At 68.5% G+C, this 24,530-nt stretch carries 25 protein-coding genes and 4 pseudogenes; 15 read left to right on the forward strand and 14 right to left on the reverse strand.

From position 1 onward, the window contains the following. The first annotated feature begins 230 nt into the window (after positions 1–230). On the forward strand, positions 231–620 hold the full coding sequence (locus ACZ4WS_RS46940) for a hypothetical protein (protein ID WP_467990220.1): 390 nt from the start codon (positions 231–233) through the stop codon (positions 618–620). Between the two features lie 456 nt (positions 621–1,076). Further along, on the forward strand, positions 1,077–1,352 hold the full coding sequence (locus ACZ4WS_RS46945; protein ID WP_467990222.1) for a hypothetical protein: 276 nt from the start codon (positions 1,077–1,079) through the stop codon (positions 1,350–1,352). Positions 1,353–1,682: 330 nt separating this feature from the next. Here the strand turns inward: ACZ4WS_RS46945 and ACZ4WS_RS46950 are convergent, their stop codons facing one another. After that, a complete protein-coding gene (locus ACZ4WS_RS46950) occupies positions 1,683–4,382 on the reverse strand; it encodes a helix-turn-helix domain-containing protein (protein WP_467990224.1) in 2,700 nt (899 codons plus the stop codon). A gap of 153 nt (positions 4,383–4,535) precedes the next feature. Here ACZ4WS_RS46950 and ACZ4WS_RS46955 point away from each other — a divergent pair, with 153 nt between their 5' ends. Next, positions 4,536–4,733: a hypothetical protein gene (locus tag ACZ4WS_RS46955; RefSeq protein WP_467990226.1), complete on the forward strand. Its 198-nt coding sequence runs from the start codon at positions 4,536–4,538 to the stop codon at positions 4,731–4,733. Positions 4,734–5,260: 527 nt separating this feature from the next. Then, on the forward strand, positions 5,261–5,458 hold the full coding sequence (locus tag ACZ4WS_RS46960) for a hypothetical protein (protein ID WP_467990228.1): 198 nt from the start codon (positions 5,261–5,263) through the stop codon (positions 5,456–5,458). A gap of 250 nt (positions 5,459–5,708) precedes the next feature. On the opposite strand, the pseudogene ACZ4WS_RS46965 reads toward ACZ4WS_RS46960, so the two are convergent. Beyond that, a pseudogene (locus ACZ4WS_RS46965) lies at positions 5,709–6,396 on the reverse strand (discoidin domain-containing protein); the annotation flags it as partial. 169 nt (positions 6,397–6,565) lie between these two features. On the opposite strand from ACZ4WS_RS46965, the gene ACZ4WS_RS46970 reads away from it, so the two are divergent. After that, positions 6,566–6,748, forward strand: a complete 183-nt coding sequence (locus tag ACZ4WS_RS46970) for a hypothetical protein (protein ID WP_467990282.1) — start codon at positions 6,566–6,568, stop codon at positions 6,746–6,748. 504 nt (positions 6,749–7,252) lie between these two features. Here ACZ4WS_RS46970 and ACZ4WS_RS46975 read toward each other — a convergent pair. From ACZ4WS_RS46975 to ACZ4WS_RS46995, 5 genes are all read right to left on the reverse strand, one after another. After that, complete coding sequence (locus ACZ4WS_RS46975) at positions 7,253–8,728, reverse strand: membrane-associated oxidoreductase (protein WP_467990229.1); 1,476 nt, start codon at positions 8,726–8,728, stop codon at positions 7,253–7,255. Between the two features lie 230 nt (positions 8,729–8,958). Beyond that, positions 8,959–10,134 (reverse strand): methyltransferase domain-containing protein, encoded by a 1,176-nt coding sequence (locus ACZ4WS_RS46980; RefSeq protein WP_467990231.1) that lies wholly within the window; start codon positions 10,132–10,134, stop codon positions 8,959–8,961. Positions 10,135–10,144: 10 nt separating this feature from the next. Next, a complete protein-coding gene (locus tag ACZ4WS_RS46985) occupies positions 10,145–11,017 on the reverse strand; it encodes a radical SAM/SPASM domain-containing protein (RefSeq protein ID WP_467990233.1) in 873 nt (290 codons plus the stop codon). Positions 11,018–11,226: 209 nt separating this feature from the next. Next, the gene (locus tag ACZ4WS_RS46990) at positions 11,227–11,463 is read right to left on the reverse strand and encodes a DUF7848 domain-containing protein (RefSeq protein ID WP_467990235.1); all 237 of its coding nucleotides are present in this window, start codon (positions 11,461–11,463) and stop codon (positions 11,227–11,229) included. Continuing rightward, positions 11,460–11,696, reverse strand: a complete 237-nt coding sequence (locus ACZ4WS_RS46995; RefSeq protein ID WP_467990237.1) for a hypothetical protein — start codon at positions 11,694–11,696, stop codon at positions 11,460–11,462. The genes ACZ4WS_RS46990 and ACZ4WS_RS46995 overlap by 4 nt, the downstream gene beginning before the upstream one ends. Positions 11,697–11,833: 137 nt before the next feature. Here ACZ4WS_RS46995 and ACZ4WS_RS47000 point away from each other — a divergent pair, with 137 nt between their 5' ends. The 4 genes from ACZ4WS_RS47000 to ACZ4WS_RS47015 all read left to right on the forward strand — a co-directional run bounded on the left by ACZ4WS_RS47000 (position 11,834) and on the right by ACZ4WS_RS47015 (position 15,483). Continuing rightward, positions 11,834–12,634, forward strand: coding sequence for a helix-turn-helix domain-containing protein (locus ACZ4WS_RS47000; protein ID WP_467990239.1), 801 nt, complete (start codon positions 11,834–11,836; stop codon positions 12,632–12,634). Further along, positions 12,627–12,851 (forward strand): DUF397 domain-containing protein, encoded by a 225-nt coding sequence (locus ACZ4WS_RS47005; RefSeq protein ID WP_467990241.1) that lies wholly within the window; start codon positions 12,627–12,629, stop codon positions 12,849–12,851. Before ACZ4WS_RS47000 ends, ACZ4WS_RS47005 begins: the two co-directional genes overlap by 8 nt. A gap of 500 nt (positions 12,852–13,351) precedes the next feature. Further along, the gene (locus ACZ4WS_RS47010) at positions 13,352–15,085 is read left to right on the forward strand and encodes a hypothetical protein (RefSeq protein WP_467990243.1); all 1,734 of its coding nucleotides are present in this window, start codon (positions 13,352–13,354) and stop codon (positions 15,083–15,085) included. Then, entirely contained in the window at positions 15,082–15,483 is a 402-nt protein-coding gene (locus ACZ4WS_RS47015) for a hypothetical protein (protein ID WP_388883732.1), read from the forward strand. The genes ACZ4WS_RS47010 and ACZ4WS_RS47015 overlap by 4 nt, the downstream gene beginning before the upstream one ends. A gap of 176 nt (positions 15,484–15,659) precedes the next feature. Here ACZ4WS_RS47015 and ACZ4WS_RS47020 read toward each other — a convergent pair whose 3' ends face one another. The 3 genes from ACZ4WS_RS47020 to ACZ4WS_RS47030 are packed head-to-tail and all read right to left on the reverse strand — an operon-like array spanning position 15,660 to position 17,294. After that, positions 15,660–16,511, reverse strand: coding sequence for a helix-turn-helix domain-containing protein (locus ACZ4WS_RS47020; RefSeq protein WP_467990247.1), 852 nt, complete (start codon positions 16,509–16,511; stop codon positions 15,660–15,662). A gap of 23 nt (positions 16,512–16,534) precedes the next feature. Next, complete coding sequence (locus ACZ4WS_RS47025) at positions 16,535–17,062, reverse strand: DUF6879 family protein (RefSeq protein ID WP_467990249.1); 528 nt, start codon at positions 17,060–17,062, stop codon at positions 16,535–16,537. After that, entirely contained in the window at positions 17,034–17,294 is a 261-nt protein-coding gene (locus ACZ4WS_RS47030; protein WP_467990251.1) for a hypothetical protein, read from the reverse strand. Before ACZ4WS_RS47030 ends, ACZ4WS_RS47025 begins: the two co-directional genes overlap by 29 nt. A gap of 231 nt (positions 17,295–17,525) precedes the next feature. Here ACZ4WS_RS47030 and ACZ4WS_RS47035 point away from each other — a divergent pair, with 231 nt between their 5' ends. Both ACZ4WS_RS47035 and ACZ4WS_RS47040 read left to right on the forward strand, forming a co-directional pair. Further along, on the forward strand, positions 17,526–17,714 hold the full coding sequence (locus ACZ4WS_RS47035; RefSeq protein WP_467990252.1) for a hypothetical protein: 189 nt from the start codon (positions 17,526–17,528) through the stop codon (positions 17,712–17,714). After that, entirely contained in the window at positions 17,711–17,920 is a 210-nt protein-coding gene (locus ACZ4WS_RS47040) for a hypothetical protein (protein ID WP_467990254.1), read from the forward strand. The genes ACZ4WS_RS47035 and ACZ4WS_RS47040 overlap by 4 nt, the downstream gene beginning before the upstream one ends. 446 nt (positions 17,921–18,366) lie before the next feature. Here ACZ4WS_RS47040 and ACZ4WS_RS47045 read toward each other — a convergent pair whose 3' ends face one another. After that, entirely contained in the window at positions 18,367–18,549 is a 183-nt protein-coding gene (locus ACZ4WS_RS47045; RefSeq protein ID WP_467990256.1) for a DUF6879 family protein, read from the reverse strand. 354 nt (positions 18,550–18,903) lie between these two features. On the opposite strand from ACZ4WS_RS47045, the gene ACZ4WS_RS47050 reads away from it, so the two are divergent. Beyond that, positions 18,904–19,722, forward strand: coding sequence for an SAM-dependent methyltransferase (locus tag ACZ4WS_RS47050; RefSeq protein WP_467990259.1), 819 nt, complete (start codon positions 18,904–18,906; stop codon positions 19,720–19,722). A gap of 60 nt (positions 19,723–19,782) precedes the next feature. Here ACZ4WS_RS47050 and ACZ4WS_RS47055 read toward each other — a convergent pair whose 3' ends face one another. Together ACZ4WS_RS47055 and ACZ4WS_RS47060 are read right to left on the reverse strand one after the other, a co-directional pair. Next, positions 19,783–20,703, reverse strand: a complete 921-nt coding sequence (locus ACZ4WS_RS47055; protein WP_467990261.1) for a helix-turn-helix domain-containing protein — start codon at positions 20,701–20,703, stop codon at positions 19,783–19,785. A 98-nt stretch (positions 20,704–20,801) separates the two neighbouring features. Then, positions 20,802–21,032, reverse strand: coding sequence for a DUF397 domain-containing protein (locus tag ACZ4WS_RS47060; protein ID WP_467990264.1), 231 nt, complete (start codon positions 21,030–21,032; stop codon positions 20,802–20,804). 296 nt (positions 21,033–21,328) lie between these two features. Between ACZ4WS_RS47060 and ACZ4WS_RS47065 the strand changes: the two are divergent. Then, positions 21,329–21,679, forward strand: a pseudogene (locus ACZ4WS_RS47065) (ATP-binding protein); the annotation flags it as partial. A 144-nt stretch (positions 21,680–21,823) separates the two neighbouring features. Continuing rightward, the gene (locus ACZ4WS_RS47070; RefSeq protein ID WP_467990280.1) at positions 21,824–22,366 is read left to right on the forward strand and encodes a hypothetical protein; all 543 of its coding nucleotides are present in this window, start codon (positions 21,824–21,826) and stop codon (positions 22,364–22,366) included. Here ACZ4WS_RS47070 and ACZ4WS_RS47075 read toward each other — a convergent pair. Then, a pseudogene (locus ACZ4WS_RS47075) lies at positions 22,360–23,025 on the reverse strand (IS630 family transposase); the annotation flags it as partial. The gene ACZ4WS_RS47070 and the pseudogene ACZ4WS_RS47075 overlap by 7 nt on opposite strands. Between ACZ4WS_RS47075 and ACZ4WS_RS47080 the strand changes: the two are divergent. Beyond that, positions 23,020–23,449 (forward strand): annotated as a pseudogene (locus tag ACZ4WS_RS47080) (transposase); the annotation flags it as partial. The pseudogenes ACZ4WS_RS47075 and ACZ4WS_RS47080 sit on opposite strands and share 6 nt — an antisense overlap. Between the last annotated feature and the right edge of the window lie 1,081 nt (positions 23,450–24,530).

Consider the following 24,530-nt stretch of genomic DNA (forward strand, 5'->3'; position numbering starts at 1 on the left):
CCACAGCAATCTCGTCCGGAGTCACACACTCTCAACGCCACACCGGACCCCCAGGACACGCACCACCACAACCGACCTGACCAAGCCCTACTAGGGCCTACCTCGGCTTCGTCGCCGCCGGCGTCGCCCTCACACTGCTATGGCATCACATCCAGCCCTACACCTGGACCGCCCCCCTCCTGATGGCAACCGGCCTGTTCCTCGGCCAGAGCAAAGCCGCAAGATCCACCGTGGACAGCCGACGCCTACTCCGGGACCGCGGCATACCCCTCGCCGCCGCAGGACTCTTCCTCGTCTGGACAGCGGCCTTGGCAGCCGGACAACTCGGCCGCCAGGACGCACGCGACGACGCCGAGCAGATCGTGCGCCGCACAGCCGTAGTCGTCCTCAGCACCCAACGTCTCAGCATCACCGGCCCGCCCGAACTGAAGGCCGAAGACCTGGGCGAAGGCACGCACTACCGGTACCGCTACAGCGGCCTGCGCCTACTGGTCGAGCGGGACCACCGCTACTACCTCCTGCCCCTGGGCTGGAACCACGACACAGACCCCACGTACATCATCGACGACGACGAAACCATCCGAATCGAACTCCACCCCGGCACACAACCACGCAACTGACCGGCGCCACCGCGTACATGAAAAACGGCACACCCACCCCCTAACCAGGGCCTCAGCCGAGGTTCGGGCGCGGCTGCGCAGTTCGCAGGTCACAAGTGAGACAAACAGGCCGGGTCGGTCCGTGCTGAGCATCAGGATCGGGGCATGGTCGGTTTGGGGGAACGTCGGCGCAGGCGGATGTGGCACAGGCAGGGGCGGCGGTACGGGCACAGGCAGGGGTGGCGGCCGTGCGGCGAGGACCGGACACGTACCCGCTGTTGCACGGCGCCGGCGCAGGGCCCGTTCCTCCCGCACGACCGGCGCCTCGCCGTCGGCTCCGTCGTCCCCGGACGCCCTGGGCCGCAGAGCAGGCATGGGCCGCGGAGCGCAGGAACCGGCCGGGGTGCCGGGCGCCACGGTCGGCGCCGGCGGTCCGGGCAACGTGAGGTGTCCTCAGACACTTTTCCGGCGATTCCAGTGCAGCGCGCAGCGCGACACGGGCAGACCTCCGACGCCATCGAGGAGGAGGCCAACGCCGGCACCCTCGGCATCGGCCCCTACAGCGGCTTCGGCCCCGGCCACGAGCAGGAGGCCTTGAAGCTGTTCACCCAGCGGATAGAGGACCACCGCAACGAACAGCGGCGCCGCCAGCAGCAGCTGGACCGGCCCTCCGACCAGGCCTCGCGGGCAGCCACCTCCCCGATCGGCGAACCCTCCAGCACTTCTCGGACGACCCGATACCAGTACTCCTGAAGTTCACGCGGCTCCATGGCACACTCCCAGCCCCGCGACCACTTCCACCGCAAAGTACGACGTGATGCGGGCAAGGATGTGCTGAGACCGGAACAGACCGACAACGCGAGATCGGTCAAGCATCTACCGAGCACAAACGGTCAAAGAACTACGGAGCCGTCACAAGCCAGCCGCGTTCGGCTTGGCGAAGGGGGCCTGCAAGGTATTCGGTCAGGACTTCGCTGAGCGGATCCTGACCTGGGTCAGCCAGATCTGAATCCAGGCTGCGTAAACGCCGACGTCCGTCCATCTTGGTACGGGCCGTCGGCGCTGGCGAGTCCGCCATCGGCGTCATGTCCGCCCCGGACACGAAGTTCCGTCCGGGGCGGGAAGGCGTGGGCGCCTCGCCGAACCCTGCGCGAGCCGTGGCATCCGGGCCTTCGAGGGATGCCAAGGGGCAGTGGGAGTCCCGTCGGGGTCCAGTCCGTTCGGCCACATCCTCCGAAGCATCAAACGTATTGGCGTTGTTCGGATACCTTCCAAGCTGTGGCTGGCGTTGGCGGCCTTCTGCGCGAGCGCTTCCCCGGCCTCGCGGTCCCCGGCCCTCTCCCGCATCTCAGCCAGGCGCGCGAAGTCGAGGGCTTCACCGGAGTTCGCAGCGTGCCGGAGCAGGGCTTCGGCGCTCTCCTGGTCTCCGGCTTTCTCCCGCATCTCAGCCAGGTGCGCGAAGGCGTAGGTGTCACCGGCGTCGGCGGCCTGCTGTGCGAGGGCTTCGGCGCTCTCCCGGTTCCCGGCCCTCTCCCGCATCTCAGCCAGAAACGCGAGGGCGTAGGTGTAGCCGATATTGGCGGCCTGCTGTGCGAGGGCTTCGGCGCTCTCCCGCTCCCCGCCCTGCTCCCGCATCTCGGCGAGGAGGGTGAGAGTGTGGTAGTCGTCGGTGTTGGCGGCCTGCTGTGCGAGGGCTTCGGCGCTCTCCCGGTCTCCGCTCTTCTGCCGCATTGTGGCCAGGAGCCCGAGCTCGTAGGTGTGGCCTGCGTCGGCGGCCTGCTGCGCGAGCGCTTCCGCGGCCCCTTGGTCCCCGGCTTTTTCCCGGATCAAGGCCAGGCGGGCGAGTGCATAGGTGTCACCGGCTTCCGCGGCCTGCCGGAGTAGAGCCTCGGCGCTCTCCCAGTCCCTGGCTTCCTCCCGCCTTAGGGCCACGCTCACGAGGGCGGCGGTTATGCCGGCGTCGGCGGCCCGCAGCGCGAGGGCTTCGGCGGCCTCCCGATCCCCGGTGTCCTCCCGCATGGCAGCCAGGAGGGCAAGGACGTAGGTGTCGCCGGCGTCCGTGGCCCGCTGCGCGAGGACCTCGGCGGCCTCCCGATCCCCGACCATCTCCCGCGTCTCAGCCAGGTTCCTGAGGACGGAGGTGTTACCGGCGTCCGCGGCCCGCTGCGCGAGGACCTCGGCGGCCTTCCGGTCTCCAACCCGGATGCGCCTATAGGCCAGTTCCGTGAGGGCGTCGGTGCTGCCCGCGTCCGCAGCCCGCCAGAGTAGGGCATCGGTGTTCTCCCCGTGCCCCGTCTCCTGTTCCATCCTGGCCAGGCCCACGAGGGCGGCGGCGTCGCCGGCATCCGCTGATTTCTGCCATAAGTGGTGTGCCCATTGGAGGCGGTGCATGGACTGGGCGGCTCGGGCGAGGTGGCCCAAGTCGTCGGGGTCGGTGAGGTGCGTGTGGGCGGCGTGCCAGAAGGACGCCGGCGGACAGGTCGTTCGGCGTTCAACGCGGCCGTGTTGCTCGAGGAAGTCGGCCAGCCGGAAGACCGGCTCTTCTCGTGCCGTCCCTGGCGCTGCGGTCGGTGGCGCGGCCCCAGGTGGACGGTGCTTGGGGCGTTGGCGGATGCGGCTGAGGGGCGCTTGGTTGCCGTGCACGGGCTGTGCGAGTCCAGCGCAGGCCGCCTCCGCCCAGTCCTCGCCGAGGCGCTGGTAGTCGGCTCCAGCCAGGTAGTCAGTTGCGGCCTCGGTCAGGAACACTTTAGGCAGGTGCAGCCCGACGCCCAGCCGCCGGGCGTCCATCGCCGCCTGAAGCACGGCCTTGGCTCCCGGGAAGCCATCTTCATACCGCCGCAGCAACTCCGGGGCGCCAGCCAGGTCTTGCGCCACCCGGCCTTCGCCGTCCGCGCGGGACAGCGCATCGGCCAGTAGCGCGTCGCCCGCCTCCGCCAGCGCGCGAGCTGCGGCCATCGCCGGCTCGTCGAAGGTGTCCGGCACTGACACGCGCCGTCCGCTGAGCAATTCACGGACCCGGCTGTGCGGATCGAGTCCGTTCGGCGCAGGCAGGGCGGTGTAGCGGTCGGCAAACTCCGGCCATAACGTCCCCACCACCAGTACCGGGGCACGCTCGAGGGTGATGAGCAGGTGGTGTACAGCGGCTGCGATGCGCTCGCCATACGCAGTGTCGCCGAGGTAGTGCTGCGCCTCGTTCAGCCACACCACCGTCCGCGGCCCCACCCGGTGTAAGTCCCCAAGCGCGGCCTCGGCCCGGCCAGGGGCATAGGGGTGCCACAGCCGCCAGCCCAGCGCGGCCAGCGGCTGAACAGCCTCCCAGCACGCCCGCGTCTTCCCTGTCGAAGACGAGCCCACCAGCACCACCATCCGACTGCACCCCGCGGCCGCCTCGCGCACCGCGTCGGCCAGCACCCCATCGTGCCAGCGCGGCACGTACCCCGGCAGCACCCGCCCCTCCTGCCCGACCGCAGTCGACCCGGCCGGGTGCACCTCCAAATCGTGCGGATCCCACGCCACCAACGGCCGACCCGGCCCCGATTCGATGACCTCCTCAGTCAGACCCGCAGACGGCACAGCCTGGCGCCGGAGCTCCAGCAGCTCCGCCTCCCGCAGCCTCAACGCCCTCGCTAGCGCAGCCACCGTCTCGTGCGACGGCACAGGCGCTTCCGCCCGCAGAGCCTCATACACCGTGGTACGCGACAACCCGGCCTTTGAGGCCAGCCGCGTCCTGCTCAGCCGAACGCGCGCCAGCCCGTCCTCCAACCGGCTCCGCAACTCCGCCAACGCCTCTCCTGGAGTCACCTGATCGTCTTGCACCTCAACCCCCGAAAGGTGACCGTGTCCGCCAGTGTCCATCTTCGTCCGGCCCGGACCCCGGCGTACGCAGGATGAGGGACAACAGTCAGGCCAACACCGCATCACACACCGGAGTCCGCCGTGACCATCGCCCTCGTCGTACTCTCCACCGCGCTCACCATCGCCCTGGCGGTGCTGGCCGCCACCGCGGCCGCCGTCCTCGCCCGCATCGACGGAGCCACCGTTCCCACCGCCCTCAAGGCCGCCGCCACCGTGTTCGCCGCAAGCCTCACCCTCGCCTGCACCACCACCGCAGCCCTCGCCTCCGTGCTCCGCTGAACCAGGACCAGACGCCCCCGTGGCAGCGGAACACACCCCTCACCGACATCACTCTGACCGGGTGCGGCGAACGCCCTCGTTGCGCGTGTTCGCCGAACGCTCGGCGATCGGCGGCTCGAGAGGGTGGCCGCGACAATCCGCCGGATGCTGCGGCCGTCTCCTCCGTCGGCCTCGCCACCCTGTGGCTGCCGGTCACGGTGGGCGGCACGATGGCGGTGGTCGCAACCCTGCTAGGAGCCGGTGGGGCGGCCGCCTCGCGTGCGGCGGCGTGAGCGACGTGCGAGGGTCCCAGTTTGGGAGTGTGTCGCTGCCGTGGGATCGCCGACAGGGGGCGATGGACGAACTCGGTGGCCGCGGTGAGGGCTTGTCGGGCCTCGTCCGTCGTCGTTGCGGGCTGATTTCGTTCCCGGGCCAGCTTGTGGATCTCTCGTACGAAGCTCTCCAACAGATCCGTCAGGTTGGCCTTCTCCAGGTCGATCGTGCGGTTGTCGACGACCTCGGCGATGTCGTTGAACCACCACTCCGCCATGTCGTCGACCACGAGACCGTCCCTGTGCTCCAGGAACTGGTGGCACAGCCGATGCGCGATCGGGAAGCGTGGCAGGTTCCTGGCGATCCTGCCCGCCGCTCTACCGGTCGGCTGCGGCGGTGTCGACCTTCAGCTCGCCGGCCGTCTTCTCCGCATGCTGCAGCACGAGAAGCCGCCCGACCAGCTCGACACCTGAACCATGGGTCGGCGCCGACCCGAGGGGCATCCCCGAAGTGGCGCCGACCGGTCTGTTCTCACTGCGAAGCGCTGTCCCTGCTCGTCGTGTTTCGCGGGAGAGCCGCGCACCGAATGGCGGCTGAACGGCTCGCCCGGAAGGCCTCCGCCGACGCAGGCGCCACCCGGGCACCGCTCCAGCTGGCCACGGACACGGCGAAGCGGGGCCGCCCTTGTAGGGGCGGCCCCGCTCGATGCTGTGCTGTCGGGAGCTACTGGATGTTGATCGTGAAGGTGGTGGTCTTGTTGCGGACGTCCTCCGCGTTGCCGCTCATCCGCAGGTTGCGGAAGGTGGCCTCGCCGACGGCGGGTCCCTGACCGGGTTCGGGCAGCTCGTTGGCCCAGATGCCGAACCCGGACTTCGCGTCGAACATGTCCCCGCTCTTCTTGGAGTTGGTGATGGAGATGTCGGTGAAGATCGTGTCCTTCACCGGGAACTGCGGCTGGCCGCCGACGTAGTTGGTCTGGAACATCACGCCTCCGTAGGTGGAGTCGTCGATGTCGACGTCGTTGACCCGGATGCCCTGGAAGACTCTTGGAGGCCGAGAACGCCCAGATGGCCGGGAAGACCTGCGAGCCCCAGAAGTGGCCGCCCGTTCTTTCCAGAGAGACGTTCTCGATCGTCGTCGGATCGGTCCCGAAGCCGTTCATCGGGTAGCCGAAGTCCAGCGAGGAGATCGTGATGCCGGAGTAGACCAAGGTGTCGGCGACCCGGATGTTGCGGAAGGTGTTGTTGTAGCCGCCGTAGACGGCGATACCGGCCGCACGCCAGGTGAGCGTCGACGTCAGGTTCTCGTAGAGGTTGTTCTTCTCGTCGGCGCCGCCCGCGTCGATCGCCGAGAAGAGCGCGAAGCTGTCGTCGCCCGTGGCCCGGGCGTCGTTGTTGACTACGTGGTTGTCCGGGCAGGCGGCGCTGATCCGGGTGAGGTGGTCGACCAGCAGCGGTGAGGCCTGCCCGCGGCCGCGCGTCTCGCCGTTGGCCTCCATCTCCTTGACCAACTGCTTGAGCCGGTTGCGGGCGAGCCGGGCGACGCCCTCCTCCAGCTTCACGCCGTGCTCGGTGCGCGCGGTGACCACGGTGCCGGAGATGCGGCGGTCGATGGTGGACGGTGCGGTGCAGGTGCCCTTCTTCGATCCGGGCTGGGTCCACAGCCACTCGACGAACATCACCAGGGTGCCGGAGGTGACGGCGAGCAGCGGTACGCCGCTGTCGCCGCAGAACTTGCTCCAGCTCGCCCAGTCCTGGGCGTAGCCCTTGCGGGTCCGCTCCGGGCGGCCGTCCGCGACCGCGCGCACGGCCTGTCCGTCGATGTGGTCGAGGGCGGCCCGGGTCGCGGCGTCGTATGCCTCGGGGCGGACCGGTGCCGCCGGGGTGGTGGCGACCGGTACGACTGTTACCCGACTGTCTGTCATGACCCTCCCGTACGCCGGAGATAAGCCCTTGTCTGGACTCCGGATATGGGGAGGGGGAGCTTATCCGGAGTCCAGAGCCGATCCCGCAATGTGCGCACCGAACGGGCGCCCGCATGCTGACCTGTCATGCAGGTCTCCATGCACCTGTCGGGGCAGGGCCTTCGGCGCCTGGGACGGTCTACTGCTGCTTGGCGTACTGCAACAAAGGCTGCCCAGGCTGCTGGCGTAACACAGAGGACTCCGTGTCTGCGGTCCTTGGTGACCAAGACCGTGCCCCGCCAGGTGCAAAAGCCACTGTCCCAAAGGGCTCCAGCCGCCTCTTGATCAATGATCAACACTTGGGTTACTGGCGCGAGAGGACCCGGGTGATGCCTGCCGCGAGGGCCGTGGCCAGCAGCCAGCCTGCTCCGATCAACACCCAGGCAATCCACTGGGTCGTCCCCGCCGGCTGGAACGCCCGCTCCTGGCCGAAGTCGATGACCGGAAGGAGCAGATCCAGGCTGTAGATCACGGCGTTGAAGACCGGATGGGGCGCACCGCTCAGCGGCCGGGGCCGGTGGAGGGCGAAGACGGTGGCGCCGACAGCGAGCAGGGCTACCAGCCACAGGGCCGCACGTGCCGGTGCATAGCCGTACCCGACCGTGGCGTCCTGCACATACCCCCAGGCACGCGCATACCAGGGAAGTGTGGTGCGGCGGTGACGCTGACGGGCCAGGAGCACGGTACGGGCGTCCCAGTCGTGGCCTACGGACTGGTAGGCGGCAGCCAGCTGCTGATACGGCTGAGGCCGGTATCCGTCAGGATCGCGGCTCAGCAGGGCCAGGCGCTCGCGGACGGGCAAGGGCGGCTCCAGCGACTGGTAGACCAGTCCGTCGAGTTGCAGGGGCGGCCGCGGGCGGTGGCTGTGATCCAGCCGGAGCACGCCGATGGCGGCGTGGCGCAGGTCTATCCCGCCTTCTGCCCTTGCGGGCTGCATGACCAGTTCGCCGGCCTTCAGGTGATGGCAGGTCAGGGCGTGCCCCTGGGGGCGGACGAGCGTGGCACCCTCGAAGCTGACCCGCCCGCCGACGACAGCGCCCGTCAGTGTCACGGCGCCTTCGGCGCGGAAGCCGCTGGAGCAGTCGATGCCGGAGGCGACCTGTATGCCGACGGCGGACAGGGCTTCGCCTTCGGGGTGGTGCAAGGTGGCGCCCTCCAGGTGCAGGCCTTCGCCCAAACGCGCCCCGTGCAGCCGCAGTTCCCCGTCGGCGCGGAATCCCCTCGTACCGACGATGCCGCCGGCGACCTCCAGGCGCGCACCGTCCATGGCCAGGCCGCCGGGTTGGGACAAGTGTGCTCCTTGGAGGAGCAGGGCGCCGCCGATTCGGGCGTCGTGCAGGCCGACCTTGCCCTGGACGTGGCTGTTCATCAGATCGAAGTGCCCGTCCACTGTCGAGGTGTGTGCTCCAAGCCCGGGCAGGTAGGAGTCGCTGAAGCTGGTCACTTGCAGCTTGGCCCCGTACAACTGCGGTGCCTCCTCGAACCAGCACTCCTCCAGCCACAGCACGCAGCACGCCTCGGCGAAGAGCAGGCGCAGCCGCCCCGATATCCGGGCGCCGGTGAGGTGAAGTGTGGCGGTCTGGCCCTGGATGCTCTCGGCACCGCCCAGGACCAGCGCACGGATGACCGAGGCGCGTACGGTGCGCTCCGGCCCCCAGTCGCCACCATCGGCGACGGAGCCGACGTCGGCCGCGTTGCGCGGACGCAGGTCGACCTCGTCGCCCGTGGCGAACGCCTCCCACAGCCGCAGTTCCGGCTCGGTGAGGTCCGCAGGGACCATCCGTGGTGACCTCCGCCTCTGTCTCGAAGATGCGGGGAGTCTCCATGGTGAGGACCGGCCGTGCACCGAACAAGGGGCCACACACCCTCCATCGCACGGCCTCTCACCCGTCGGCCGCTCGAACTGCCGGATCAGCGGCGCGAGTTCCCGGGTGCCGAAACCGCCCAATGTGCTTGTCACCTGCTCCCGCCCAAAGCCTCCAGGGCCGACGGGGTGCCCACAGTGCGCCTCTACCTGGGGAAAGGTCCATGCGTTGGGGCCGTCGGTCTTTTGCCGAGCGTTGCTGTCCATTTCCCTCGGGACAGGTGGCAGATACCGTCCGGCGTGATCTTCAGATGGCTGCCGTACAGGGGCAGTCCGCCTTCGGCGTTGAGCCGGTTGCGGATGCGTTCCAGCTGACTCCACAGGCGTCGGGGGCCGCCCTGGTGGACTTCAGGGCCGTCGAGCCACTCGGCGGAGGCCCGAGCCCATGAGCCGTCCTCGTGAACCAAGTAGGCCGTCCTGCGGCGCCCGTTCTCCTGGTAGTCGACCTCGACGCCAGGCGTGGTGACCTCCAGCATGGACCGCACTTCCCACGCCGAGGCCACATCGAGCACGGGATAGCGGCCGGAGGTCACCTCGTCCCCCTCAGCCTCCCTCGCATACGTCAGCAGGGTTTCGAGGCCCGGGGCGTAGTCGGCGCCGTGCCGGGTCTTCATGAACCCCGCCCAGTCCCGCTCGATCTGTCCCTTAGCCCCGCCGTCCTCGGTCTTCCACGCGGTCAGGATCAGCGAGGTATTGGCGAGGGTCGTCACCAGGCGGCCGCCGGGACGAAGCGCGCCGAGCACGGGCACCAGGCCCTCCCCCGGCTCCATGGCCACCGTGGCGATGATCCGGTCGTACGAGCCGGGAATGGCTCGGGTGGCGTCCATGGTGAAGAACTGCGGGTGAAGGCCCATGCGTGCCAGCCGTCCGGCAGCCGCCTCGGTCAGGTACCGGTCCACGTCCAGACTCGCCACGTGCCCGCTCCCCAACCGCCGTGCGGCATACGCGGCCAGGCCGCCCGCCCCGGTGCCCAGATCGAGGAGGTCCAGGCCCTCGACGAGCCGCGCGTGGCGCAGGAAGCGGACCACCAGGCTGGGGAGCGTCGCGGAGGAGGTGGGCAGACCGCGCGGTGTGTCGTCGCCTGAGGCGTGGTCGGCGTGCAGTGCGCCCACACTCGTGATCAAGGAGGTGTCGGAGTAGGCGGCAGCCAGCCATGCGTCAGGATCGGAGGGACCGTCGCGGAGCACCCAGTTACCGTCGGCGCGTTCCCACCAGCGCGGCACGAGTTCGTGGCGTGGTGTGCTCACGACCGGCTCACGCCACCGGGAAACCGGGTCGGTCACCTCAGCGGCCAGCCTCGCCGCGTGCTGTTCCCAGTCCACGCCGGGCCTCCTAGTCCTCGTATGCGGGGTTGCACGCCTCGGTGTTCGCCGGATCGCAGTCGCCCGAGTCATCCGGAGTACAGGCGGTGCGCGAGCGAGGCGGAATGCCGGCAATCGTCCCCGCCCATTGGGGACTTCCCAGGATGTCAGCCAGCCGCCGCTCGCGGACGTTGCCCGTCGGCATGAACCGCGACAGCACGCACCCGGTCAGATCACCGTTCGGCAGGACAGCAGCCCGTCCCCGCCCGCAGTTCCCGCACAGCTCATCCACGGTCGGCACCTGGCCCGGCAGCGCAGCGCGCCCAACCGCTCGCACATGATCGGTTCGGATCTGTGTGACGCCCATGGCGAGCAGTTCCTCACGAGCCTCGGCGACATGCTGGCCAGGAAGGACTTCGACGATTCCGGCACGTACGGAGATGCCCCGCCGGACAGCCTCACGGATGTTGCACCGGGTCCACGTGTAACTGCCCGCCCGCCCCGTGATCGTGTCGTGCTCCGCCGGGTCGTTGCTGTAGTAGCTGGTGCCCAGCGTGACGCCGTCCCGCTGGAACACCTCCCACCACTCATCCCGTACATGGAAGAGATTGCTGTAGACCTGGACGCGGAGCCCGAGACAGAGCGCGAGATCCGTGAACTGGACCCAGTACGGACTGACCGTCGGCTCACCGCCGATGAGCTGGACCTGAGGAATTCCCAGCGCCGCCGCGTCGACGATGACCTTCTGCCAGTCCGCAGGAGTCATGACGCCATGTGACGCCTGCGGACTGGACTCGGAAAGACAATGCGAACACGCGAGCTGGCATGCGCCCGTGATCTCCAGTTCAAGCACGTTGATTCCGGCGAAAGGTTGCGAGACCGGGGCGTCAATGAGCGTGGTCATGAGCCGTATTCCTCCGTCGCTCGGGATGTGCAGGATGGGGTTGTGCCCGCCTTCGCCGGGACAGGGGAGATCACCGGCGAAGACGGCGTCTCAGGGTGAGGGCGCAGCAGAGGCGACCGCGACGCCGAGGACGAAGCCGCACGAGACCGAGATCATGACGATGAACAGCGGCCCTGCGAAGCGCCCTAACCAGCCCACCGCGCGCCGCGTCACAGCCGCCGCCAGGCACGCCACGGCCGAGTGATGATCTCTCGGTAGGAGTGATGCGACGGGTTGCGGCCGCAGTGCTCCAGCACCCAGTTCTGCGGCTCGGCGAAGTCCCCGCTGGGCGGTGACGTTTCGCCGTCCACCGCGCACTGCATCGCGTACGTCGTCGGCTCCGCGTCCGGCTCACGGTCCGGTTCCAGCGTCCACGTCTCGTAGCTCAGGACCGAGCGCACACTCACCCGGTCAGCCCTCGCGTGTTGGCCGCCTTGACTTGGGCGCTGAGGCGTTCGGCCGGAGTGGCGGGGCGGATCATCTCCGGGTCCGCCTGCCACTCACGTCCCCCGCCCACGGGGCGCAGCATGGCGTACGGGCCGCCGTTTCCCTGGTACTCCCCGACCTTGCGGGTTGCCGGGTCATAGCCGAGCGCCCCGCGCTCCGGGGCTGTCGTCCCTGCCTCCGCGTGCCGTGCCATATCCACTCCGTACGCCTCGGTGTCCGCCCTTGCCCAGACGGGCAATCACGTTGTGTATCCATAGCGTTGAGGGGTGCCGCGTAGGCTCGCTAGTGGGTAGCGGGTGACACGCGATTTGTCGCAAAGGGAGTTAACCCATGGGCAGTGCATACGGTGATTGGCTCAAGCAGCAACGCGAGGCAGCGGGGCTGACTCAACAGGGCTTGGCCGACGCCGCAGTGATGACCCGCTCCCATATCTCACACATTGAGGCAGGCCGCCGCATCCCGTCGGAGGACGACGCCAAACGGCTGGGCGGGGCCTTGAACACGGGAAACGTCCTGTCCAATTTCCTGCCGGAGAAGGACGACAGGGCGGTTGCCGATCACTTCGAAGCTGCGCGCGAGTTCGAACAACAGGCAACGATGATCCGCGAGTTCGCGTTGTCCTACATGCCCGGCATCCTTCAGACGGAGAGGTACGCGCGGGCAATTCTGAGCACGACCCCGTTTCCGCCTCTGAGCGAGGCCGAGTGTGACAGAGCAGTGGTCACACGACTTGAGCGCTCCGAGATCCTCAACGACCCCGTGGCACCCGTCGTGTGGGCCCTGCTCGACGAGGCCGTGTTACGCCGCCCGGTCGGCGGCCCGGATGTCATGGCGGAACAGATCATGCACGTTGTCCGCCTGGTGGAGAGCGGCCGCGTACGCGCCCACGTGATGCCGTTCGGCCTGGGGGCTCACCCACTCCTGCAGAGCATGGTCACGCTGATGTGGTTCGAGGATCAGCCCCCGGTGACCTACGTCGAAGGTCTTTACACGGGCAAGGTGCATGACGCCCCAGCGATGGTGGAACGGTTCCAGGGCACCTACGATCTTGCGCTAAGCGATGCACTGCCGCTGAAAGAGTCACTTGCCCTGATGAGGGCGACAGCGAAGGACTACGGACACCATGACTGAGCACAGCATCCCGAACGCCTCCACGCTGAGCGGATGGCGTAAATCGTCTTACAGCGGCGGCGACCAGGGCAGTTGCCTCGAGGTACTGGACGGATACCCCTCTGGCGTTCCCGTCCGGGACTCCAAGAACCCGCACGGCCCGGCGCTCAACATCAAGCCCTCCGCCTGGGCATCGTTCGTGTCGGCCGTCCAGGACAAGACGCTCGGGAACATGTGATCCCGTCCCTACTCCCCTCACAAGGGCCCCGTCGCCCCAGGTGACGGCGCTTCACTACTCCCAGCGGTCACTGTTGCTCGCGAGTGAGCGGACACGAGCAGTCCCGAAAAAGGCGCACGTAGTTTCAGGAACGGCTTGCAGGTGCGAGCAGATGAGCGCCCAGGCGGCATCCGCACCGCCGAGGTCCGCAGGGACCGGGACGTCTACGTCAGCAGGCTGCTGACGTGGCTCGAGGCTGACGAGATACGGGGGCACATCGGCCGGTCCTCTGGAACCGGGCCGGCGGCAGTCCTCCGTGATCAATGAGGCGGCCTGCTGTGTCACTGCGAGGGCGGAATTCGGTCAAAGCTTCGTTCATCCAATGGTGTTGAGCGCATTGTCGTGTTTGTACTCTGGTGCTTTGCCGTGTTGGCCGTGAGGATGCCCGCCTGATCGGTGCACCGGGGGGCGGTATGGGGCTGGGGCGGGGGCTGCGTGTTCGGGAACGGGGTGCGGAGGGGATGGCCGAGTGGCCGGCAGTGCCGGTTCAGGCCGGGGCTGCAGGCCCCACCAGCCGCTCCTCCGGTGAGGTGGATCCGACGTCGTCGGAGGTGACCCGGCTGCTGTGCCAGTCCGTCTACTCACGCCCTGACCAGGTGAAAGCCGTCACGACGTGGTGGCGCAGGATCCGCGGCAAGAGCAACAAGGCGAGCAAGCCCCGGCGCAGTGTCCGCAGGCGTATCTATCTGGAGGGCAGCGACGACTGCCCGCCTCTGGGTGAGCCCATGGCGGGGTGGGTGGTGGATCATGTCCTGCATGGGCCGCCGTTGCCCGCGCCGTCGTACGGTTTCGATCTGCTGCCCGTGGTCGCGCACAGTCTGCGCAGCAGACGACGGCAGTGGCTGCGGCGGGTGCTGGTACTGCTCTGGGCCGCTGCTGTGGCGTACGCGATTCCGCGTGCTGCCGTCGTGTGGGGCGTGATTGTCCTGCTGGCGCTGGTGATGCGGTGGGCGGCGCTGCGGGCGGTCCGCAGAGGGAAGAGGTCGCGGCTGGCACCGTCGCCCCGTGCCGCGTATGTCGTGCTGTGTGTGCCGCTGCTTCTCGCCGTGGTGCCGTATGAGCCCATCCGCAGCGAAGTGGTCCCCTTACGGCTGGGCTTGCTGCTGCTTCCGCTCGTGCTGCTGGCCGGAGCGGGACTTGTCTGCATGGGCGACCGGCTGGCCGCGCGGGCGGCCCTGGCGGAGATCGCCGGGGAGGGTGTCGCGACCAGCCGTCTGCCGTGGGTGGCGGCGAAGGCGGGGCGCCGGATGGCTCAGATCAGCGCGGAGCAGAAGCGGCAGGAGCTGCCCTACAACAATCCGGAGAGGTTCGTCGGGGCCGGGCGCGAGGTGTGGGGCGTCGCGGACATCGGTATTCCGCTCAAGCCCAAGGATCCGCAGGAGTCGGTCAGGTCCTTCGGTGAAGACGAGCTCCTGCGGCGGATGGGAACCGCTCTCAAGGACCTGGGGCGCGGCGCACGGGAGATCACCGATCCGCTGCCCGGCTTCTCGGTCACGCAGGTGAAGGGGCTGCCGTCCGCGCTGTGGCTGCGGCGCACCCGTGCCGCGAAGCTGGAGTTGCCCGACCTACGAGGCCGAGGCCGCCGCTCGCCGTCCAGCGTCCCCGACCGGCTGTACCTGCGCGCCCAGTGCGTCAGCTGGGACGGCCAGGTCGTGGTGAGCGTGTTCGTGCACGCCGCACTGGAGGCCGGCGAGCTGCGGCTGACCCTGCGACCGCACGTGATGACGCCCCTGTACAACGAGTTGAGAGTGACCGACGCGCCGCTCGCCAAGCGCGGGCTCCGGCTGCTCGGCTGGACGGCGGTACAGGCGATGCTCGACGCAGCCGAAGGCCCGCTCTCCTTGTGGCAGTTCGTGACCCGCCTCGGGCGGGGCCAGCAAAGGGACGACGACTCCGTCGAGGAGAAGGATCCGCTCAGCCTGCGGGACCGGTACTCCATCGAGGAAGTCACCGACATGCACCAGAGCGACGATGCCAAACGGCACGTGGTGCTGATGCAGACATGCATCTTCCGGGCCGTCGCGGAATACCTCGTCGAACTCGGCGTCGAAACCGCCCAGTTCGATGAACAGGTAGCCATGGTCATCACCAACATCCAGGTCTACGGCGACAACAACGCGCCCATCCAGAACATCGCCGGCAGCGGTATCAGCAATATCGGCCAGGACAACAGCGCCCAGGGGGGAACGAAATGATGGTCGGACGACGCCGCCACGAGGACGAGCACGGGCATGGCTCGGGCATCAGCATCGGCGGCAACAACATCGCTCCGCTGCAGAACGTGGTGGGACACAACATCTCACACGTTCACCAGTCCGCTACCGCCGAAACCACCCCAGTAGACCTCGACACCGTGCGCGATCTCCTCGCCTCCTTCCGCACCGAGGTGGACCGCAGCGCGGGAGACCTGCGCAACGCGCAGGTACTGCAGGCCATGGCGGACTCCATCGACACCTCGCTCACGACGCCGGACGCCCAGGCACAAGGCACCCTGCGCGGAGCCGTGCAAGCACTGCCAGCCCTCGTGGCCGGCACCGTCGTGCAACAGGGCGGCGAAGCGCTCGCCCACGCCCTCGCAGGATGGCTGGGCTGAGGAGAGGCCCAGGTCGGTCAGGTCTGGGCGGGGGCCGGACACGATCGGTGCCTCCGGCCCGGGCCCGGTGTTCCCGTCATGCGCGCCGGCGGCGAAGTCGCCGACAGCCCGGACACTGTTGCGCCGCACCCTGCGACTCAGCGTTCGAGCGAGAGGGAACTCTTCGTCGTGCAGGATCAGTGCAGGGCGTCGATGGCCTTCACGATCAGGGCGCGGGCGTTGGCGCCGTGCACGGCCATGCCGTGCAGCCGTTCGAACGCGTCCGCGTAGAGGGCGATCTCGCTGGGCTGCGTGACAGTCACACGCGCTGCGAGGAGCTCCACCGATACGAGACTGTCGTCGTACATGTGGAACGTCTCCACGGGCCACATGGGCCTTGCCTGGGCCGACATGGGGATCACGCCGAGCGACACGGCCGGCAGCGCGCCAGCGGTCAGCAGATAGCCGAGCTGGGCGGCCATGGCTTCGGCGTCGGCGACCTGGTGGTGCAGCGCAGCCTCCTCCACCACGAGGAGGACGCGGCGTCCTGGTTCGTGAAGGATCCGGGAGCGGTCCAGGCGCGCGGCAACGGCCTGCGCCACGTCGTTGGGGATGTCGCGGAACTCCGTGATGAGGGACAACAGCCCCATCGCGTACCCCTCGGTCTGAAGCAGGCCCGGCACGAGAGTGGGTGAGTAGACGCGGAAGAGCCGGGTTGACTTGAAGAGGGGCACGTAGCTTTTCTGCAGCTGCTTGAGTCCGGTGCGCAGCCTACGGCGCCACTCCACGTACATGGACTCGGCGTTGCGGGACTGGGCAATGATGTCCGGCGCCTGGTCGGCTGCCTCGCACGCCTCGCACCAGCGGCGGATGTCATCGGCCGACGGGGGCGTGCGAGCGCCTTCGATCCGGTAGGTCTTCGGGTGACTCCAGCCGCAGCGTGCGGCCAGCTCAGGCCCCGTGATCCCTGCATCGGCACGGAGCTCCCGCAGGCGTTGTGCGACTGCTTCGCGAGCAGCCTGGGCCGAGGAGGACGGAGAGAGGGGCATGAGCCGGCCTGGTCACCTTCGTGCTAGCTGATCTTGTAATTCTCGTGGAGGACGGCGCGTGCCCACACCGTTGCAAAGGCGTTGGCACACAGCTTCGCCGCGGCCGGATCGTCGCTGGTCTCCCCGCCCGCCGAGGCCCCGTCGCCGGTGAAATGGTTCCAGCGGATGAGGCGATCATCGATCAGCCAGAAGTCATTGCCGGGCAGCGCAATGTCAGATGCCTGGCGGCGTGGCAGCCACCGCACTTGCTCGCCCGCAGCGACGTTGGTGAACGTGCCTGAGTGCTCGAAGCGGATGTATTCGCTGACCGGTTCGGAGACGATGCGGGCGCGGCGTACCACGACTTGGCGGGCAACCGTCTCCGCGATGAGATCGAGCCATGGCCGCCACCAGGAAGCGCGGTCTGCCGGGTCGTGGCGGAAGCCGGCCCGCCACTCGGCGAACGGGCCTTTCTCGTAGTCGACGGCGTAGGAGTCGCGCATCTCCAGGTGGACGGCTGAGCGCCTTGCCGACCCGAGAAGCTCAGCGAATGTCGGGACGCTCAAGGGCATCGCATGCCTCCCTGATCATCGGCATCATCCGGGCCGGAATTCGGATCACTGCCTCGTGGTCCGGGATCCCCTTGGCGTGGCCGGGGACCTCGAACTCTGCACACGCCGCCTCAAGTTGCAGGCTCGGCTTCCAACCTTGGAGCACGAGCTCTTCCTTCTCCTGGTCAACCCACACGGTTGGGCTTTCGCCATCTCCGGTGTTGGGGTCGATCCCGATGAACTGTAGGTCCACGGCCGCCTCCGGCGCTCGTCGTGTTCAGGGATGTACACCACCATCCTGTGCCAGAGATAGCAGGTCAAGGGCGCGAACCAGTCGCGTGTACATCGGTGCACATTGCTGGCACTGCCGCACATCACGCTCGTAGCGTCGTGAACGAGCGGCAACCCACTCATCTGCCCGTGCACACGCCGCGGACCGCCTGGGCAGGCCCACGCCAGCGGAGGCACGCGGATGAAGACGACCATGAGCCCACCCGTCACGCTCGGAATGCCCATCGACGAGCCCCCGCCGGCGCCGGGCTGCGGTGTCTGTACGGCCCTGACCCAACAGCGGGCCGACGCCGTCGCGGCCGGGGACCCGTCTCGTGCGACGGACTGCAACGTCGAGATCCGCAACCACCCCCACCCGAAGCGCCACGGAGGCAGGTCGTGAGCGGCGCCCGGTGGCAGTGGCGCGACTCGGGGAGTGCCTCCGGCCACATGCAGCAGGTCGCCGGCAGCGGCACGTACCACCGCATCCAGACCGCGTATCGCGCCTACATCGACCACGCCACCACGTGCGATGGCTGCGGGCACGGAGAGCAACGGTGCGCGGAGGCGGACCAGCTGTGGAGGGCGTACCGCGCCGCGCGCACCTAGCACTCAGCACCTGCCCGTCCCCGTACCCGTACCCCATGAGCCTCGGGGACGGGCAGGACCAGGCCCCGGCCTCCGGAACCCGGCTCGCCGGCGACGACGCCTCCTCCTTGACCCAACGTCGGCAGCGGGCTCAACTGCCAGCCGCTTACGGTGGCACCCGGCGTGGAGGCTCCGTGGACAGAACAGCTAGAGCGGCCTCCATGCAGTGTGCGTCGTCGTCAGACGGGGGTGGCGAGTACATCGAGGACCGACCGCGGCGTCGTCCTCGTCGGGATGGCGGGCTCGCCAGTCACGGCGTGTCAAGGTCGACTCGGAAGGCCTGAGCGATCACCGCGTAGTGGGCGGCGATCTCCGGCTGCCGACTGCTGCTGATCGCAGAGTCCGGTGCTTCCGCTCGGGCGAGGAAGGCACGCGAACGCTGAAGGCAGTAGGAACGCACCAAATCATCAGAGGCATCCGCGAAATCGGAATCGGGTGCCGCGCTCCCAGATCTCCTCGAACGCAGCGGAGGACATCTGCACGATGCCGGCATCCTCGCGCGGCTCATTGCCCTCCCAGTCCCCGTCGCCGGAGAAGTGGTGCACGCGGATCAGCCGGTCATCAAAGATCCAGAAGTCGCAGCCGGGCACGAGACCCCGTACGCAACGACCGGCTGGCACCCTGCACGCGCCTGCTCAAGCAAGTGCCGCGCCGGGTGTCTCGGGGCGGATGCGGGACGGTGGGAGTGCGTGGACGTCTCACGGTTCCGGGCGGTTCCGGGTCTGTGCCCATGACGTGGCCGCTCGCCGTGATTTTCTTCCCGCGGGCCCGGTGTCCGTGCGTCCGCAGCCCAGGGATGGGGGGACCAGGCGTTACGGGAGTTCTGATGCGGACGGGTAGTTCTGCATCCTTCGATCGGGGGCTGGCATCGCCAAATGCCGTTTCCCTAGGATGGGTTGACTGTCGGGCCAATCCGGTTGGCGCGGCTTGGAGCTGGGGGAACGATGCAGCCTGGAGAACAGCTGTCCACGTCGATCGATGCCACGGTGCCGACCGCCGCGCGCATGTACGACCACTACCTGGGCGGCAAGGACAACTACGCGGCCGACCGGGCGGCCTGCGAGGAGCTGGACAAGGTCGTGCCCAGCACCCGCGCGCTGGCCGTGAACAACCGGCGCTTTCTGCAGCGGGTGGTCAGGACGCTGGCGGCCGAGCACGGCATCCGGCAGTTCCTCGACCACGGATCCGGGCTGCCCACCCAGGACAACGTGCACCAGGTGGCGCAGCGGGTCGACCCGTCCTCCCGGGTGGTATACGTCGACAACGACCCGATGGTGCTGGTGCACGGCCGCGCCCTGCTGGAGCAGAACGAGCGCACCGCGGTCATCCACGCCGACCTGCGGCACACCGACGCGATCTTCTCCCACCCCGACACGCAGCGCCTGATCGACTTCTCGCAGCCGGTGGCCGTGCTGTTCAACTCGGTCTTCCACTGCATCCCGGACAGCGACACCGATGGGCCGCTCGCCGTGGCCCGCCGCGTGGCCCAACCGCTGGCCCCCGGCAGCTTCATGCTGATGTGCCAACTGGTCAGCGAGGACGCCGAGGTGCGGGACTTCGTCACCGACTTCATGGATCAGGCGACGCAGGGGCACTGGGGCCGCGTGCGCCAGGAGAAGGACGTCGCGTCGTGGTTCGAGGGCATGGACGTCCTCGAGCCGGGGCTGGTGGAGGTGTCCACCTGGCGACCGGACTCCGAAGTGGCGCCCCGTCAGCTCACCCAGGAGTGGATCGAGTTCGGCGGCGTGGGCCGCCTCCGCTAGAAGGACGGGCATGACTCCGCGTCAGAACCGCCGGTCGCCATCCTCGGACATGGCGCGGAGTCACCGGGCGGGGTAGCGCTGCTCCAGCGTCTCGCGCAGCAGGGCCACAGACTCGCGAGGGTCGAGGGCCTCATCGGCCAGCCGGTCCAGGACCACCCGGTACTCCTCCGTCTCGTCGCGGTCCTCCAGGAAGTTCGCGCTCCTGATGTGCTCCAGGTAGACGATGTCGGGCAGATCGACGCCGCCGAAGCGCAGATAGGTGACGGGGATGGCCGGCGCGGACGCGTTCGTCACGTCCAGCGGCACGATCTGCACGGTCACATGGGGCAGCCCGGCCATCTCGACGAGGTACTGCAGCTGCTCGCGCATCACCGCACGGCTGCCCAGGACGCGCAGCAGGACCGACTCATCGATGACCGCCCACAGCTGAGGGGCGTCCGCGCGGTGCAGCAGCTCGCGTCGGCGCGTGCGCAGCTCCACGCGGCGCTGCACCTCGCCGGCCGGCGCCGTGGGCAGCCCGCGCTCCACCACCGCCCGGGTGTAGGCGGGCGTCTGCAGCAGGCCCGGCACGTACTGGATCTCGAAGGTACGGATGGCTGCGGCCGCCTCCTGCAGTCCGACCAGCCGGTCGAACCACTCGGGCATCAGCCGCTTGTCGTAACGCTGCCACCATCCCGGCTCACCGGCCCGCTGCAGCAGCTTCAGCAGGACCTGCCCCTCGTAGTCGTCTGCCTTGTACAGCTCGAGCAGCGCGCGGACATCGGCTTCCGTGGGCGGCCTGCGGCCCTTGCCCGCCTCGATGCGCGACAGCTTCGCCGGGCTGAACCCCACGGCGCGCGCCGCCTGTTCCTGCGCGAGGCCGACGTCCTCGCGGATGCCCGCCAGCTGCACGCCCACCAGCATCTTCAACAGCGTGGGGGCGGGCTCGGTCCGGCTCAGATAGGGTTCGAGGCGGGAGACGCGAGGTGACTCTGCGGACATCCTGACTCCCTGTCTACCGGCAGAAGACGCACAGCAGTATCGCATTTCGCTGGCCTCTGCCGCATACGTCGGCCCAAGCGGACCTGTCCGCCTGGGCTTCACACCAGGTGGTCGAACTCCCCGTCCTTCGCGCCGGCCAGGAACGCGGCCACTTCCACCGGGGTGTAGACGAGGGCGGGGCCCTCGGGGTCACGGGAGTTGCGGAACGCGATACCCCCGCCGGCCAGGGCGGCCACCTCGACGCAGTTTCCCTCGGCATTGCTGTGCCGGCTCTTGATCCAGCAGGCGCCCAGGGAACTCGCCCGCACTCCGTTTGGCACTGATGGCACCGCACACTCTCCTTGCTGACGTTCTGCCCCGCTCGTACGCGGCCGACCGCCGGGGCCCGGTCGCACCGCGCGTCCCGCCCCTGCTTCCGGCCATCCCGTCGCGCAATTTCCCGTGAAATTGCACGAACACGCTGCCGGAGTGGATAATAGCCGGGCGTCAACCCGAGTGCTGACGCCCCATCCTGACCTCGCATCAGGGAGACGCCGTGTCATCACCTGTGCACCAAGCGCCCCGCCTTCACGGCGGGGCTGCGCCACGGGCAGGTTGGACCGCGGCCGCCGCGCTCACGCAAGCGGTGCAGCCCGGCGCCCTGAGCCACGGGGTCTTCCAGGAGCTTGAACCGCCGTACGAAGCGCCCGGCCCCGCCCCCTTGCGCATCACCGGCAGCAGCCGGGGCTTCGCCCAGGCGCGGGCCTTCACCCACCGCACCCTGTGCCACTGGTCGCTGGACCACTTGAGCGACGACGCCGTCGCCATCGTCACCGAACTGGCCGCCAACGCCGTCGTCCATGCCGTACCCCAGGCCCCGGACGGCGAGGCCGAGGTCTGGCTGGAGATCTGCCTCGAAGCCGCCCACCTGCTGTGCGCCGTCACCGACCCGAGCGACAGCCCGCCCACCTGCTCTCCCACCAGCGACTCCTGGGCGGAAAACGGCCGCGGCCTGCGCATCGTCAACGCCCTGTCCGAGGACTGGGGGTGGATGCGGCACACCCGCGGGCAAGACCGTCTGGGCCCTACTGCCCACCTCCCCGCACCCCTGACACCACCGCCAGCGAGAAAGCCCGACCTGATACGCGCCGCTTCGCGGGAACAGACCAGCACCAAGCATCCTCCGACGCCTGCAGTAGGAGCAGAAATGGCCACACCACTCAAGAACCTGGGGCAGGTGCACTGGCACGAGATCAAGGACTCCCGCGGACCCGCGGCAGCCATCCCCCTCCTGCTCAACAACATCGCCTCGGGCGACGCGGACACGGCCCGATCCGCGCTCACCGAACTGCGGGAACGAATCTGCCGCTACGGCTTCGTCGTGGAACAGGCCACGGCCGCCACAGTCCCCTTCCTGTGGGAACTCGCCGAACTCCCCCAGGTCACCTGCCGCGTACAGATCGTCCAGCTGCTGAAGAACATCGCCGACACCCGGCAGTGGGAGAAAACGGCCGCCGCCTACCCCAAACTGCTCCACCACCGCGACAACTACGTGGGATGGGAACGCCAGGCCCGCCACGCCGTACGCGCCCATCGCGACACCATCCAGCAGCTGCTCACCGAACCCGACACCGAACTTGTCCAAGCCACCACAGAACTCGCCTCCACACTGGCCGACTACTGAACTTTTCGAAGGGTTGTCGCAGTCAGGGGCGGGGGTGGCAGTCCAGTTCCGGTGAGGCAGCCGTCGATGAGCCGGGGTCTGCGTTGAATGTGACGCATGCCGGAACGGACGGCCTTCACCAAGTGGTTCCGGTCGGCGAAGACAACGTTGGCGGTCGTGGACCGTCGCAGCAGTGACCAGATGCCTTCGACAGGGTTGAGGTCAGGAGCGTAGGTGGGCAGCTGGATGATGGTGAGCCAGTCCTGTCCAGTCGCCCATTGCCGTAACGCCGCGCTGCGATGGACGTTGAGATTGTCCCAGATCACGACGATGGGGCCGCCGAGCTGGAGGTGGGCCCGCACGATCAGGTCGCGGTAGTCCTGCCAGGTGAAGCCACGGTGATCGCCTCGCAGATGTCCCTGGACACGCGGCCGGTAGATCAGCCGGCTGCGTTCGCCGGTCTTGTAACAGGCCAGGGCGGCCAGCGTGATGCCTCCTCGTGAACCGCCGTTGAAGCGGACTGTGGGAGTGGACCCGCGAGGGGCCCATGTGCGACTGCGGTGCGACGTCATCGAGACAGCGGTCTCGTCCTCGAAGACGAGCCAGGCCCCGAGCGCCGCGGCAGTGGCTTTGCCGACGGCCACGTCTCCTTGATCCATCCCGCGACGGCCGCGTCGTTCGGCTACGACGGCGCGAAGAAGATCAACGGCCGCAAGCGGCACCTGGTCGTGGACACCAAGGGCCTGCCGCTGTTCGTCATGGTCACCCCGGCCGACATGACCGACCGCGACGCGGCGAAGGAAGTCCTGTTCCGGCTGCGGCTGATGCACCCTGAGATCACCATCGTCTGGGCCGACTCCGGCTATGCCGGAAAGCTCGTGACCTGGGCGAAGAAGCACCTCGACCTGACGCTCAAGACCGTCAGCCGACCACCGAACACTCCCGGCTTCGTCATTCTGCCTCGCCGCTGGGTCGTCGAGAGGTCACTCGCCTGGATCATGCACGCCCGCCGTCACGCCCGGGACTACGAGCGGCTCATCCAGCACTCGGAATCTTTGATCACCTGGGCCGCGATCACACTGATGACCAGGCGCATCACCCGTCGGTCCTCCCGCAGGAGCGGACAGCCCGCCTCCCGCGAGGCCAACCGGGACTGATCGTTCTCAAGTTCACGGTCGGCAACTCCACCCGGACCGGCCCGGGCTCCCGGCCGGGAGCCCACTTTCCCACGAACTCCCCTGACCCCGCAGACAGTTCACCCGCCGAGCCGCCGCATCAACGTGGCCTTCACCTCCGGCCTGCACCACCCTCTGGATAGCCCATTCCGGTCCCCTCTGTGCGGTGGTTGCGCCCCGGGCCTGCGCCCGTTGACCGGGCCGTGTCGGCTTCGCACCTGCCCGTGTCACTGTTCGAGGCCGACTGTCTCACCGTCGAACGCGCGGAAATCTGTGTTTGTTGGAGTAGACATTGGGGTGGGAGCGTGGTTATGGTTTCTCTCGTAGCCGAGATCAACGGGGCCTGGCAGAGACGAACTGCCGGCCAGCAGTACACGCAGTTGCAGTGCGCAGGACGGTGCGGTGGTGGAGTTCCGAAGCCAGAGCGGTTGCAGGACGGCGACGGGACTGACGACCGGACCGGGTGGCCCGCAGTGATCAGGGGCCGCCGTGAGCATGACCGCGGTCGACGCGGTGGCAGTACCCGTAAGTGCGGTTCGCGGTACCCAGCAGTGAAGTCAGTGAGCAGCACCTCGGTGAAGGCGTCGGCTGCGGACGCGCGCACCGGGAGGTTCGGCAGTGGGGTTCCAAGCCAGAGCAGACGCAGGACGGGCGACGGGGCTGGCTGCCGAAGAGCGGCGCTGTCACAGGCCGCTGAGCGGTTCGCATCACCAGCAGTACGCAGTACCCCACTTGTAAGCAGTTGATCCCAGAGGGAAGAACGGAGGAGCCGAGCGCCATCAGGATCGCCCGGGCCGACATCTTGAACCCGGGTACCGCAGGACATCGATAGTGAGGTGGTCTCCGGTCAAGCAACCGCGATCCCAGCACCCCCGACAGCATCAAGGTCGGGGCTGCGGAAACAGAAGGCCGGCGCAGTACCAGGGCCGGCAGATGGTGTAGCAGTTCCTTCGGGGCCTTGGTGTCGTCCGGCACCAAGAACCCCCCACACGCTCCCCCAAAAGGTGTCG

This window comes from Streptomyces sp. NPDC029292 (assembly GCF_055569295.1).

Coding starts and splice junctions, on each gene's coding strand:
- ACZ4WS_RS47055 (WP_467990261.1), bottom strand. CDS start 20,703: ATGTCCGCAGAGTCACCTCGCGTCTCCCGCCTCGAACCCTATCTGAGC.
- ACZ4WS_RS46960 (WP_467990228.1), top strand. CDS start 5,261: ATGTCGTCGACCACGAGACCGTCCCTGTGCTCCAGGAACTGGTGGCAC.
- ACZ4WS_RS47050 (WP_467990259.1), top strand. CDS start 18,904: ATGCAGCCTGGAGAACAGCTGTCCACGTCGATCGATGCCACGGTGCCG.
- ACZ4WS_RS47020 (WP_467990247.1), bottom strand. CDS start 16,511: ATGCCCCTCTCTCCGTCCTCCTCGGCCCAGGCTGCTCGCGAAGCAGTC.
- ACZ4WS_RS47000 (WP_467990239.1), top strand. CDS start 11,834: ATGGGCAGTGCATACGGTGATTGGCTCAAGCAGCAACGCGAGGCAGCG.
- ACZ4WS_RS46995 (WP_467990237.1), bottom strand. CDS start 11,696: ATGGCACGGCACGCGGAGGCAGGGACGACAGCCCCGGAGCGCGGGGCG.
- ACZ4WS_RS47035 (WP_467990252.1), top strand. CDS start 17,526: ATGAGCCCACCCGTCACGCTCGGAATGCCCATCGACGAGCCCCCGCCG.
- ACZ4WS_RS47010 (WP_467990243.1), top strand. CDS start 13,352: ATGGCCGAGTGGCCGGCAGTGCCGGTTCAGGCCGGGGCTGCAGGCCCC.
- ACZ4WS_RS47015 (WP_388883732.1), top strand. CDS start 15,082: ATGATGGTCGGACGACGCCGCCACGAGGACGAGCACGGGCATGGCTCG.
- ACZ4WS_RS46975 (WP_467990229.1), bottom strand. CDS start 8,728: ATGGTCCCTGCGGACCTCACCGAGCCGGAACTGCGGCTGTGGGAGGCG.
- ACZ4WS_RS46985 (WP_467990233.1), bottom strand. CDS start 11,017: ATGACCACGCTCATTGACGCCCCGGTCTCGCAACCTTTCGCCGGAATC.
- ACZ4WS_RS47005 (WP_467990241.1), top strand. CDS start 12,627: ATGACTGAGCACAGCATCCCGAACGCCTCCACGCTGAGCGGATGGCGT.
- ACZ4WS_RS47025 (WP_467990249.1), bottom strand. CDS start 17,062: ATGCCCTTGAGCGTCCCGACATTCGCTGAGCTTCTCGGGTCGGCAAGG.